Origin of the sequence: Clostridium swellfunianum (assembly GCF_023656515.1) — a bacterium.
Lineage (GTDB): Bacteria > Bacillota > Clostridia > Clostridiales > Clostridiaceae > Clostridium_AT > Clostridium_AT swellfunianum.
On record NZ_JAMOFV010000006.1, the window covers coordinates 3,650,256 to 3,663,452 of the forward strand.

A 13,197-nucleotide genomic window follows, 5' to 3' on the forward strand; every position below is an offset into this window, starting at 1 on the left:
AAGCTTAGATAACATAGATTTTTTATTAAAAACTCAATATAGGGAACTTCTAGGAAGTTCCCTATATTAAATACCTAACCTTAGTTACAGCTGCACCTTATTGTCTTTACTTATTAGCTCATAAAAAGCTGATATGGCTTTTATCATCTCTAAATTAACCTTGTCTAAATAAATGTTTATATTTTCTATTAAATCCCTTGTGTTTGATTCATTATATATAAATTTGTGAAGTTCTTTCTTTAGCATTTCCATACTATAAAAATTATGCTTTATTTTTATAGAGTACTTTAAGGCATGAATAATAAGTATTACTTTAATTTGCTCTTCATCAAACAATCTATAGTTATTGCCATCCCCTCTAACTGATGAAATTAATCCAATATTTTCCCAGTAGCGTATTGTTGTGATATTTACATCTGTAATTTTGCTTATTTCCTTTATTGTCATTAAATTATTTTTATCTTTTTTTATGTTATTACCTCTATAATCTAAATTTTTTATAAGATTCAGCCCAACCTTCTCTAATCTCACTTTCTCGGCATATAAATCCGCTTGGGCTTTAGTAATCATCCATAATGCTTTGTCTGAATTGCCCTTCATATGCTCCTTCAAAAGCTCTCCAGTAAATTCTAGGCTATAGCCTTTTACCATCTTTCTAATACTTATAAAATAATCAAGATGAAGCTGTGTAAAAATTCTATATCCAGAATCCGTTCTTTTAACAGGTGGGATAATTCCCATATCTTCGTATATTCTAAGGGTTGATGTGCTGATATTTAATTTTCTAGCTATATCTATAGGTCTATATTCCATTTTGATCCTCCATTTAAAAAGATTAAATATTATTATAAGGTTTTTAAATAGGATTTCTTATATTTACTGAAATTGGTTTATAAAAGTTTCTAAGTGCATTAATGTTATATAATTAGATTGTAACATTCACTCTGTTTAAATAAAACAAGTTTAAGGGAGGTTTATTATAGGAAAACATAAAGATGGGCATAGCTATATGAATTGTGTCGGTATAATAAAAAAAATTGATGATATTCCAGAATTAAAAGTAAGTCTAATAGATTTTAGTGAGAGTAAATCGCATAAACAGATGTCCAAGTATGGTTTGCTATTAGCTGAACATATTTTACAAATTAGCAAAATTGAGAAAAACAGTGACATTGCTGAATGCTTTGAAATAAACCTAAAATGGCAAGAGGGAAAAGTGAAATTCCAGGATGCGCGAAACGTTGCCTTTAAGATGCATACACTAGCTCGCGAAGAAAAAGACCCTGTGAGAGTAAAGGTGTTAAGGACAATGGGGCAGGTTGCTGCGGTGCCTCATGTTAAGTGGCACGCCTTAATTGCTTCAGATTATGCAATCACTTTGATAAATTTAATGTACCCAAATGATTTAGAGGAAGTTAAGAAAGAAAGAGAGCTTCAAATTGAACTAGTGAAAAGTGTCTAAATAAAAGGAGGTTGAAGTCCTAAATGGACTTCAACGAGTAATTTTCGAGCGGGAGCGAGAGAGCTAAATTGCTCAGTGCTTCCGACTAAAAGGAGGAAAATCCATGGATAAATATACAACAGAGGAATTGGCTGCAGTACTACAGATTGTAACCTCAACTATTGATAACTGCGAAAAAACTCAGCCAAAATTTGCTGAAGGTACCTCACAACACTCACTGCTTAAGAATAGGATAAAAGCATTGTATATTTCAAAAGCATTAATAACAGATGAGGATGTTACGAACAAATATACAAAAGAAGAATTGACACAAGCACTAACACCAGTATCATCAATTATAAGCAAATGTGAAAAAGCACAGCTGAAATTTGCAGAGGGCACAGGCCATCACACCCGCCTTAAGAACATAATAAAAGCAATGTATATTTCAAAATCATTGATAATAGCAGAAATTAGTAAAAGGGGCTAATATTCAATTATCAGCACAGGAATAAGCTGGACAATCTATAAAAAACTGCAGGAAAGCCTTTTATGTATAACATATATATCAGCTTTCTCATACAATAGTATAAAGTCTTTTACGGAGGTGCTGAACTACTAGAAATTCTTATAGTATTAGAACCAAGATAATAATATTTAAGAGGCGGTTAAATGAGTAGATTAAACCCAGAAAAGCTATCAGTTGAATTTAGAGCTGGTGTTACTGCAGTAGAACCTATTATTAAAAGACGCTATACATTAACTCATTCTGATATAACTGCAGAACTATTTTTAACAATTGGATTAACTTACGCCTATGATAAAATTAATGCAATGAGAGACGAAGTACTGGGTGAATGGATGAGACACGGAACATCATATGCTTATTATGCCTATCTGTATGTAGACGGACAGTTTGGACCATTTGTGGCAGGTATAAGGGACAAAGTATTTAGGCGTGAGCTTCCCCTTGCCCTAGAAGCTATCAGATATGGAGACAGAAAATTGTTTAAGGCACACCCTGAGCTGGATAATGCCCCCATAGTAGTATATTTCATGTCATCAATCCCACAATATAATAAAGTAGAAAACTGGGGAACTTTCTCAAATTACGATATTACTAGCTCAAATAGGTGCTAGGGATAAAGGTTTGATAAAAAATTATAAAAATGATTAAAATTAGAAAATATGAACTGTATTAAGAGCAATAAAATTAACCTTAGGCACTGATATGTATTGCCTAAGGTTAATTTTATAAATAATGTAAATACAAGCTGTGCATTTGCAGCTATAGCTTGGTGTTGACTAGTGTAAAATTATTATTTTAGTACACTATATCTTAATATAGTTTTCAATTTATCTTTTTCTACTTTTCTTGAATCAGATAAATATATTTCTCTATGAACTAAGGTTTTAATCTTTAATCCATTGTTTTCTATAAATTCTTTCATTTTATTAAATGACTCTGGCTCATTGTCATAAGAGCCTATGTGCATTATTTGAACAGCCAAACCATCCTCTATTTCATCAAAATATACTTCTTTAAGTAAGGGATTTGGCTTTTTCCTGTTGGCAATTTCAAAGGCTTTTTCCACAATCTCGTCATTAACAAAATCAGGCTGCCTAATCATTATAGTATATAATAATTCATCTTTATTCAAGACTTCACTTTTCCTGCCTTCTTCTGTTAGATCCCACAATCCCTCCAAGGGGTAAACAGTATATTCAAAATAGCCATCTGGTATGAATCCGTTTTTAGGCATCATTCTAACTGCATAAGCAAGAGAATATAAAACGCCTATCCTTTCAGAAAAATCCTTATCATTAGGATTACCTTTACCCTTTATACAAAAGAATTTTTGTTTAGGAACTTTTACAAGCTCTGCTTTAGTCTTAGGACAATAGAGTTCTTTTTCATGTTTTCTATATTCATGCTTCATAAGTATATCTCCTCTTATACATTCCTATCTAGTAAGGTAACTCGCCATCAAACTTTATTGTTCAATAGTTTACTTTTTTATTATACATAATTTACAGCTTGCAATTCCAGTAAAGTGCAAAATAAATATTAACTACTCTATGGTTTAATTTTATCTGGTGCAGCATGCATCGAATTTTTTTTTTCAAATGTCCTAAATTCCTAGCAGAGTAAAAAGTTAAAAATAAAAAAAGTTAACTTGTTATATTTTTATATTTTTAACAAGTTAACTTTTCGTTCTGCGAGAGAAATTGGGAGAAGGCTCTGGGGATTTAAAGAAGTAAATAGAACTCTCCATTATATCACCAGACTTTGTATTAGTGTTATGATAATAGTATGGAGGTTAGCGTAGTATGGATAAGATATATAAAACAGCAGAAGTAGCTAAAAAAGTTGGATTGCATTCCAACACTGTACGTTTGTACGAAAAACTTAAATTAATACCAGAGGCAAGTAGATTACCAAACGGATATAGAGTATTTATTGACTATCATATAGAACAGCTTAAACTTGCGAGAACTGCTTTTAAAGTAGAGGTTCTGCAAAACGGGCTTAGAAAGAAGATAATCAATGTTGTTAAGTTATCTGCCAGGGGACAACTTTCGGAAGCAATCAACTGTACTAATGATTATATAAATCAGATAAAACAAGAGCGAAAAAATGCAGAAGAAGCCATAGAACTTTCAAAGAAGCTTTTATTAGGAATAGATGCTAAAGATAACTGTATATTTTTCACAAGAAAACAAACTGCAGATTACCTGCAAGTCACAATGGACACATTAAGAAATTGGGAAATGAATGGTTTACTTACTGTTAAGAGGAAGAAGAATGGATATCGGGTTTATACTGAAGGTGATATTAATAGATTAAAGATAATACGTACTTTGCGTTGTGCTAATTATTCTCTTTCAGCAATTTTAAGAATGATGAATGCCATATCAGAATGTAAGGAAATTGATATTAGACAGGTAATTAATAGACCGAAAGAGGATGAGGAGATTGTTACAGCATGTGATAGGCTTCTTACTTCCTTGAGTGATGCAGAAAAAAATGCGCAGATTATGCTTAAGCAATTAGAAGTTATGAAAACCAAATTTAATACAAACTCTACATTTTAACACCAGGCTTTATTCTGGTGTTATTCTTTTATCTGAAGGAGGGGAAAAGCAACGATTATTTATTATACTAGCATTAATTCCGAGACCAGAGGTAGTATTCCTAGACGAACTTACCACAGGACTAGATGTAAAGGCTAGAAGAGATGTGTGGAAGTGTTTGTTAAATTTAAAGAAGCAAGGACTCACAATCTTTTTAACATCTCATTTCGTGGATGAGGTTGAAATTCTGTGCGATAAAATATGTATTTTAAAAAATGGAGTAATAGATTTCAATGAAACAGTTGGAGAAGCAGTGTCATTAAGTCCATTTGAAAAATTTGAGGATGCTTATTTATGGTTTGTAGATGAGGAGGAATTGGATGATGAAAGTCTTTAGAACAATGTTAATAACTGAGTTAAAGTTATCCCTAAGAGGCATGGATATGTTCATCTTTGCAATTTGTATGCCTGTAGTAGTAACTATTATTTTAGGTGTTATTTATGGTAATAACCCAGCTTTTCCTGGAGCAGCTTTCACCTTTCTGGAGCAATCCTTTGCTGCAATATCAACCATTGCCATTTGTGCAGGTGGGGTTATGGGCTTGCCGTTAGTATTATCTGAGTATCGTCACAGAAAAATATTAAAAAGATTTAAGATAACACCTGTAAGTCCATCTATGATTTTAGCTGTTGAAGGAGTAATCTATGCTCTATATGCCATTGCTTCATTAATACTTGTTTATTTAACAGCTAAGGTGTTTTTTAATTTTCAATTTAGAGGTTCCTGGATTAATTTTTTAGGAGCATATGCATTAGTAATGATATCAATGTTTAGCATTGGATTTATGGTAGGTGGAATAGCAAAAAATACTAAAACAGCAGGTGTAATTGCAGGTATTTTATATTTTCCTATGCTTATCTTCTCGGGAGCAACATTACCATATGAGGTTATGCCAGCAGCGCTTCAAAAGATGGCAGATATTTTTCCTTTAACCCAGGGGATAAAGTTTTTAAAAAGTGCATCACTTAACCTAAGCATAGATAATGCAGTAATACCAATTTATATTATTGGTGTTCTTCCGTTGGTTTGCAGCGGAATAGCTATTAAATTTTTTAAGTGGGAGTAAGTTTTGAAGGTTCCTATAAGAAATGAAGAAACAGGTTTCAAAACCTTACTTGTTAGCGAAGTTTTACCATTGGCTATAAGAAAAATTAAATAATAATATGAAAAAATACTTCCCGGATTTACTCTCAAATCGGGAAGTATTTTATGGTTATATATTACCATAAAATTGACAAAATGTCAAGTCTTGTACTGTGCTAGAGGTAGCAGTACAGTATATGTAGAGGTGATTATAGTGGATAAAAATATGGCTGTAGTATTTCAAGATATGCAAAAAAAACAAGCTGCAATTCAATTAAAAGCTTGCAATGAAATAACAATTAAGTATGGATTAGCTTTATCGGATGAAGATGTTAGTGAATTGGTTGAAAACCGTTTTAAGGCGTTAAAAGACACAGGAAGAATTGAGTTTTGTGAAGGAATTTTGAAAAAGATAGTGGAAGCCTTCTGTGATTCACCTTATATAATGCAGCAGAATTATAAAGATACATTAATGGAGCTTCAGGAATGCTTTTATTTTTTTAAAAATGAAGCGATGGATCAGATTTCTGACGATGAACTTATAGAGTTTATGAAAAGGCACTTTGATGGAAAATGTCAAGGATCCTTGGAGTATTTAAGTGGAACTACTTTAGAGGATCTTTGCAGAAATACAAGATATGGATATCAGGTTAATGATACAGATATATATGGACATGAATTTTAGGAGGCATAAAGATTAATATTCTTTATGTGCAGTATAAGGAATACAGGAGGGTCTATGCAAGAAAACAACAAGAGTTTATTGACTTTTTCAGATAATATTAAAATAGATAAAAATATAAATGAAGAAGAAAGAATGCTTATTGAGGTAAAAATATGGAGCTTCCTTGGCAAGCACATTGAAAGATATACCATGGGGGATAGCACATCAGTTCCAATAGAAACAGCTGAAGAGTTGCTTAACTCAATTTGTTTTTCATTGGAGTTAGAATTAAAAGGGTTAGTGAATGTAAGCAAAGTATTGATAGAAGAAGATATTAGCGAGTTATTAAAAGCCTCTTGGATAAAAATTGCTTCTTTGATGGAGGAAGGAAAGAAACTATTAGAAGCAGTTAGAAAAAGCTCGCCTAAAGTAGAAAACATATCCTATATGGATACACTAAATGAAATAGGTGAATTCTTTAATAAATATGATTATAGATTTTTCGCTCATAGCATAAGCTGCAGCATAGATTATCAGCTTTCTAACCCTATAGCAGAAAAACTACAGGGAATCGAATATATAAGGGAATACTTGAAAGCTCTGCTTATTGAAAATGAATTTTGCATTTGTTTTGATAAGGATAATATGAGAGGTATTTTAAATAGCTATTGCACTGACTATAAGGGATTACTCATTAATATTTTTGAACCGATGCTGACAAATGCTGTAGGACTAGAGATTTTAGGGGAGGATATATTTACATTAGCAATCTCCCCCCTGCAAAGAGAAACCTTATTAAGGGTTTTTAGAAACTTGTCTAAAACTGAAATTATGGCAAAATTAAGGAGCTCAGCAAAGAGAGTATGTGAGACTTTAGGAATAGCAGCTAATGAGAATATAGAATATATTCAAATGACAGTTGTAAACATCTATCCTAGAATTGAAGTAGGATTATCCACAGGAAATATTGATAATGTATTTCTATCCTTTAAATATGAAGAGGACTCAAAAGAAAGTGAATTTATAGATAACGCTGCTATGGATAATGAAAGGCTGCGTACTTTAATCAATGAAATAAATGATTGTAGATTTATTTCTGACAAGATAGCAATGGTAAAAGAAGAGATTCATAGCTTGAGTGATTTGGTGGAAGTGTTGAGCGTGTGTTTTTGGGAAGAGGAAGCATTAGATTTGTTTAAAACACTTTCAGAAGAGGAACTTTGTGTTCTTAAACAATTTTTAGATAGTAAAGGCGAAGCATATAGTTCAGATTCGCAATGGGAAATTAAATTTAGGGAGTATACAAAAATGCTGGATAAACAATAGTAAAACCTGCAGCCATAAGACCTTATTTAATGTTTAATCGTTAGCAGTACTAAAAATTGTGAAGATAATATTATTAAGTGCTAGTAATTGGAGTGCCCATGGATAAAATTCTGCGGCATATCTAATTACTAGTGTTTTTATTAATTCTATAATCATCGAAATATATTGACAACAAGTATTTTTGTAGCTATCATGTAATAAAGGGTATGGAAATGAATGGGGAAATATACTCTTTGTAAAAATGAAACTTAGAATTGGGGGAATTAAGATGACACTAATTGAACAGTTAAAGGAAGAATATTTAAAGGAGCTTCAAGCCTTAATAAGTACTTATAAAAAAGCTTCTGAAAGGCGCGCTGAAGAGGGCTCAAGCGATGAAGCAATTTTAGAAACTATAAAGTCCAATATAGGAGATATTTTCTTTAAGCTCTTTAATGTAAGCTACAGAAAAGCCTGCAAGCAGGAGGAGTCTGAGATAGTTGAACTGAGGAAGCTTGCTGAAACCTACTATGATTTCTTTAACAAAATACCAGAGCCTTGGCGAGAGAAGATGCTTAAAGATAAGGAACATAATATGATGCAAGAATACTACATTGAACAAATTAAGCTGGAAACAGCAGAACAGGTTAAAAAGCTATTTGAAAAACATTTCAATAGGCTTTGCAAGGAGGTTTAAATGGAGAAGGATAGCATTAAATTATTTAAATGTTTGTCAGATAAATCAAGATTATTAATAATAAATAACCTAAAAGAAAGTCCTATGTATGTAGAACTATTATCAGAAAGGTTAAAACTTTCCCCATCAACAATATCCTTTCACTTAAAGAAGCTGGAAGAAGTTAACCTAGTGTACTCTTCTAAAGAGCAATATTATGTAGTTTATCATTTAAATGAAGATATATTATCTCTTAGTTTGAATGATCTAATCAGTGTTGCAAAATCAGAAAAGGATGTACAAACCGAAAGAGAAGATAAGTACAAACAAAATGTGTTAGATGCCTTTTTCGAATATGGAAAGCTAAAGTCTATTCCAGTTCAGCAAAAGAAAAGAAAAATTGTATTGGAGAAGATTGCTGAGAGCTTTGAAGGCGGCAGGTCATATGCTGAAAGAGAAGTTAATATACTCATTGCGGATTTTCATGATGATTTTTGCACTATTAGAAGAGAAATGATTGGGTTTAATATATTGGAAAGACAAAATGGTATTTATAAGCTGATGGATAAGAAGCAGTGATAGGCACAATTAAAAAACCTAAAGCAACCCCTTTATGATATAATAACCTCAATCTCGCATAGTTTTTGAATAGTTGCCAAAGGCTCTGTGGACTATAATTAAAATAGTTTCAAGCGATAGATTTGCTTTGAAATAATTATAGTTCATAAATTATTGGAGGTTGATATTATGGGAAAAGATATAAGTACTTTTGAAATACACTTGCAATATGGTTATTACAGCTTTTTAGAGTCCGCTGAAAAAAACAGCGAAAATCTTCAGTGGCTGGTTGAAACACTTGAGGAAGAACTTTTGGACTTTGTAGATGCAAAGCCTGAAGAGTTTGAAACAGCTTATGGCTTGTTTATCGACTTTGTCAATAAGCTGGAGGAAGGCGGCTACTTCAGTGAGTACGATCTGGAGTACGATTTTGAAACCCTAATTGCTTGGGCAGGAAGCAAAAACATGCTGGATTCTTTTGAGAAGGTTACTCTTTTAAAAAATACACATGTCTTTACCCAAAGCATAAGGGACCTTGCTGTAGATTTCTACAACAACGAGCAAATGGAGGAAAGAGAGGTAGTAACGGAGGCTTCAAGGAAAATTCTTAGGACCTTTGAAAGCTACTTAAAGAAGCAGTTTGAGCTTCACTGCACTATTGTTCAAAGCTTTGAAAGCTATAAGGAAACCTATTATCTCAATAGAGAGCTAATAGCTGCCTATGACAATTATCTTCATGTAAGAATGAAGTATTTAATTGATGATGGGCTTAAAAATCATGGACTTAAGTCCAATGATGACATCATTTTTGAAGCTGTAGCTGACAAGAGTGTTCTTCAGCAGATGAAGGCTTTAAATAAGCAGAAGAAAAGCTGGAGGGGTGCTTCATTTTATTCTTCAGCCGACATAATGGGTAAAATCGGCGAGGATTATTACCAAAGCACCACAAGAAAAACTGCTGAAACTGCTCTTGAAGCCTACCTTAAGCTTAGGGATATAACCATAGATTTTATATGGGATAATACCATGGGCGAGGAAAAGGATTATGACTCAGCAGCTTCCATTTTTGCTGTGTTCCTTTTCGTATGTGAGGAATACCGCATAAAAAAGGACTATGATGAAGCTTATGAAAATCCTCTCACTACCGAGGATATACTAGAGTATGTTCAGGAGGAAAGCTTCCTTAAATACCTTAAGCTTGTGGAGGAAAAGGACTTTGACAGTGCTATTTTCCACTGTCCAGATTATCAAATCGGCTACTACTACAAGCTTTTTAATCTGCTTTGCAAGATGCCCTCTGCAGATGACCTGTATAGGATGACCTATGCTCAGACGGACACCATATACAGTTATCTTGAGCACCTTGATTATGAGCTTTACAGCAAGCTTGGTAGCTCTTTGGAAGGCTATTATCTGCCTAGCCTTGTTATCAACTCAAACTTTGAACTTGATTTTGATGTTTTCCTGAAAACCCTGGACACCACCAGAGAAAGAAATCAGGTGGAGAAGGAGCTTCGGGAAAAGGCTGATAGGCTAAACATGAAAAATAGGAGAATGGTGGAAGACTTTTCTCATATTTGGACCAATATCTTAAAGCCAAATGCAATTTACAAGGTTGCTGAGGCTTTAGCTAAGCATGATGAGTTAAGGGACTACTATGTAACTCTTATGCAGGTCTACAACGATGAAATCATGATGCAGAACGAATGTGAGATACTTAAGCTGTCTCATTCTGCAGAGCCAGAACAGCTTCAGGCTTACTTAAGAAAAGGCATATCAAAGTCAAGCTCTGCAAAAGGGCTGCCTTATTTTATTGACTATGCCTTTAAAAGAGTTCTGCTGAGAGTTTTCTTTGATAACTCAAGCAGATGCCAGTGGATTAAAAGCAGCTTTAAAACCTCTGGAATCGATACTGAGGAGCTTATGGCTTCCTTTGAAAACCAGGTGCTTCAAGGAAATGTTGAGGTTTTCCAGTGGTTTTCCTCAAAGGCCTTTAATATATCCTTTGATATAGATGAAAGCCTAAGCTCAATAACCATTGACCCAACCAGCGGTTGTGCTTCCTTTCTCATTGGAAGGTTTATGGAGCTCTTCTTCAATGCACTAACCTATGGCAAGAAGGAATCAAGTGCATATATAAAGCTGCTGCTGAAATCCGAGGTGGTGGAGGCTCTGGATTATGTATCCATCGAAGTTATAAACCCTATAGAGGATAAAAATATCTATACAGGCGGCAACCATAAAGGTCTTGAGGCCATGGAGGAATTCATGGGCATGCTTAATGGAAGCAAAAAGCTTAGGAATGTGCAGAGCAACATTTCTGAAAGTGTTTACTCCATCAAGCTTCTCATGAACAAAGGACTTATCTCAGATGAAGAGGAGGATATATAATGAAGTATCTCTGTGTGGATGATGACATAAGAGACAAGCAGCTTTACTGCGAAACCTATAACCTTGAGCCTGAAAGGGTGCTCTATGCAGACACCCTTAACAAGGCTCTGGATATTATAGATAATAATTTTGGAGAATTTGATGCTGCCATATTGGATATAAATATAGCAATTGAAAATGATGATTATTTAGATAAGCTTAAAGGCATAGTAACTCAGGAAAGGCTTAAAAATGGGAGCAGTACAGACGGCGGCTTTTATATATACCTTAAATTATTGGACAAGGGCTTTCCTAATAATAGAATAGCTTTTTTAAGCGCTTATATTAATGAAGATGACATAAAGGGCTATGCTGAGAGGATTAATGAGCTTCTTAAGCTTATGGCAAGCAGCGGTATGCTGAAGGAAACCGGTGCAGCACAAAGCTTTGCCGAAATTGAGCAGCAGGTATATCTAAGCCTTGCTTATCTTCGCACTGTTAATGCGCTGAAATATCCGATAAACAATGTAATAAAGCAGCTTAAGGCAGGTCTTTATAAGGATGCCTTTGAAGGCCTTCAGAGTATAAACAACAGCTCCTCTAATTCTTTAGAGGAAATATCTGCAGCAGCTGAAGCTACAAAGGAACAAAATAATATAGAAAAAAGCTTTAAGGCCTTTCACGAGGCAGGCATAAATATTCCTTCAGAAAGAAAATTCAGCAAGAGTGCAAATAAGTATTATGCAACCAGCGATAAAACAGAGGCTAAAGGGCTTGTTAAATGGCTCAAGAATTTAGATAAAAACAGCTATTATGCCCTTCGCTCCGGAATAATCGAGGGCTGTATTGAATACTTAAGCTATCTTAATAAGGCTAAGGCTATGCTTAAGCAAAAGCAGGAGGATTTTAATGCTCAGCTTGTGGAAGAATATAAACCCTATAGAAACAGTTATTCCTATGGTAAAAGCAAGCTGAGAGGTTTGATCTTTAATTATGAGAACGATATTAACAATACTATGGAAGGCATACTTCCTTTTTATAAAATTGTTGATGGAAAACATAATACAAAGCTTAGAAAAAGGTATAGTGTCGAAGCATATAACTATATAGAAGAAGAGATTTTCTCCAATGAAAAGAAGGAAATATATGATATAGAGTATTTTGAGGACATGCTTTATTGGCTAAAGGAGGCTTTGCCTTTAAGAGAGCCAGAGGAAAACGGAAGAAAGCAGCTTTACAGGCAGATTATTAAACAATTAAGTCATCCCTATGAAGCGGCCTTTGTGTCTCAACCAAAGATAAATAGATACGACAGAAAGAAGCTTTTGCAGTGCAGCATAGCTGCAGTTCTCAAGTGTGTTAGAAATTGGACAGCTCATTCCAGAATATCTGAATTTGATGAGAAGGATATGGCTTTTCTTTTTGTACTGTTTATGAGAAGTTATTTTGGAAAGAACCTTGATGCTGTTTCAGCTTGGGAAAAATCACTTGTAAAAATTTCAGCAGCAGAGGATAAAAGCCTTGCAGAGCTTGAAGCGGCAATTTCTAAGACAAAACCTGAAGGCATAGATGAGCTAATTACAAAATCTCTTAATAATATAATTAAGGAAAATAGGAAAAAGCTGTCTAGCCTCAATATGTATGAAGTTCTTACTGATATAGGAAAGAAAAACAACTGCTTCAGCGACTATCTATACAAAATGTTCTGGCACACTATGTATTTCCCATACTACGATATGGATAATATTATTCCCGTGGTAGGCTACAATCACGAGGAAAATACTATGCTAGACAGCGCTGGAAAGCAGGATATATTAACGCTTTTATATATTGCCAGCTTTAAAAAAGCCTTTAATTAAACACAAAACCTGAGGTGCGTTAGGACAAATAATATCCTAACGTACCTCAGGTTTTTATTTAAGGTTATGTTTAAGAAGAATATTGAAATTAAAAGTCAAGCTCAT

The 13,197-nt window shown here is 33.8% G+C and carries 13 protein-coding genes and 1 pseudogene; 12 read left to right on the forward strand and 2 right to left on the reverse strand.

Features of this window, described 5'->3' with window-relative positions; all coding sequences use genetic code 11:
• Positions 1–84: 84 nt before the first annotated feature.
• The gene (locus NBE98_RS17175) at positions 85–813 is read right to left on the reverse strand and encodes a MerR family DNA-binding transcriptional regulator (RefSeq protein ID WP_250816241.1); all 729 of its coding nucleotides are present in this window, start codon (positions 811–813) and stop codon (positions 85–87) included.
• Positions 814–1,009: 196 nt separating this feature from the next.
• Here NBE98_RS17175 and NBE98_RS17180 point away from each other — a divergent pair, with 196 nt between their 5' ends.
• The 3 genes from NBE98_RS17180 to NBE98_RS17190 all read left to right on the forward strand — a co-directional run bounded on the left by NBE98_RS17180 (position 1,010) and on the right by NBE98_RS17190 (position 2,581).
• Positions 1,010–1,462, forward strand: a complete 453-nt coding sequence (locus NBE98_RS17180; RefSeq protein WP_250816242.1) for a putative immunity protein — start codon at positions 1,010–1,012, stop codon at positions 1,460–1,462.
• A gap of 103 nt (positions 1,463–1,565) precedes the next feature.
• Positions 1,566–1,931, forward strand: a complete 366-nt coding sequence (locus tag NBE98_RS17185) for a hypothetical protein (protein ID WP_250816243.1) — start codon at positions 1,566–1,568, stop codon at positions 1,929–1,931.
• A 182-nt stretch (positions 1,932–2,113) separates the two neighbouring features.
• On the forward strand, positions 2,114–2,581 hold the full coding sequence (locus NBE98_RS17190) for a staygreen family protein (protein WP_250816244.1): 468 nt from the start codon (positions 2,114–2,116) through the stop codon (positions 2,579–2,581).
• Positions 2,582–2,760: 179 nt separating this feature from the next.
• On the opposite strand, the gene NBE98_RS17195 is transcribed toward NBE98_RS17190, so the two are convergent.
• Positions 2,761–3,381 (reverse strand): GyrI-like domain-containing protein, encoded by a 621-nt coding sequence (locus NBE98_RS17195; protein WP_250816245.1) that lies wholly within the window; start codon positions 3,379–3,381, stop codon positions 2,761–2,763.
• Positions 3,382–3,772: 391 nt separating this feature from the next.
• Between NBE98_RS17195 and NBE98_RS17200 the strand changes: the two genes are divergently transcribed.
• The 9 genes and pseudogenes from NBE98_RS17200 (at position 3,773) to NBE98_RS17240 (ending at position 13,092) form a co-directional block, all read left to right on the forward strand.
• Positions 3,773–4,537, forward strand: a complete 765-nt coding sequence (locus tag NBE98_RS17200; protein ID WP_250816246.1) for a MerR family transcriptional regulator — start codon at positions 3,773–3,775, stop codon at positions 4,535–4,537.
• A gap of 19 nt (positions 4,538–4,556) precedes the next feature.
• A pseudogene (locus NBE98_RS17205) lies at positions 4,557–4,913 on the forward strand (AAA family ATPase); the annotation flags it as partial.
• Positions 4,900–5,643, forward strand: a complete 744-nt coding sequence (locus tag NBE98_RS17210) for an ABC transporter permease (protein ID WP_250817614.1) — start codon at positions 4,900–4,902, stop codon at positions 5,641–5,643. The pseudogene NBE98_RS17205 and the gene NBE98_RS17210, both read left to right, overlap by 14 nt.
• 231 nt (positions 5,644–5,874) lie before the next feature.
• Entirely contained in the window at positions 5,875–6,345 is a 471-nt protein-coding gene (locus NBE98_RS17215) for a DUF6323 family protein (RefSeq protein ID WP_250816247.1), read from the forward strand.
• A gap of 54 nt (positions 6,346–6,399) precedes the next feature.
• Complete coding sequence (locus tag NBE98_RS17220; protein ID WP_250816248.1) at positions 6,400–7,650, forward strand: DUF6179 domain-containing protein; 1,251 nt, start codon at positions 6,400–6,402, stop codon at positions 7,648–7,650.
• A gap of 268 nt (positions 7,651–7,918) precedes the next feature.
• Entirely contained in the window at positions 7,919–8,326 is a 408-nt protein-coding gene (locus tag NBE98_RS17225; RefSeq protein WP_250816249.1) for a hypothetical protein, read from the forward strand.
• Positions 8,327–8,884: a DUF2087 domain-containing protein gene (locus NBE98_RS17230; protein WP_250816250.1), complete on the forward strand. Its 558-nt coding sequence runs from the start codon at positions 8,327–8,329 to the stop codon at positions 8,882–8,884.
• A gap of 168 nt (positions 8,885–9,052) precedes the next feature.
• Positions 9,053–11,254 carry a hypothetical protein gene (locus NBE98_RS17235; protein ID WP_250816251.1) on the forward strand — a complete coding sequence of 734 codons (2,202 nt, stop codon included), beginning with the start codon at positions 9,053–9,055 and terminating at the stop codon, positions 11,252–11,254.
• A complete protein-coding gene (locus NBE98_RS17240) occupies positions 11,254–13,092 on the forward strand; it encodes a hypothetical protein (protein ID WP_250816252.1) in 1,839 nt (612 codons plus the stop codon). Before NBE98_RS17235 ends, NBE98_RS17240 begins: the two co-directional genes overlap by 1 nt.
• The last annotated feature ends 105 nt before the right edge of the window (positions 13,093–13,197 follow it).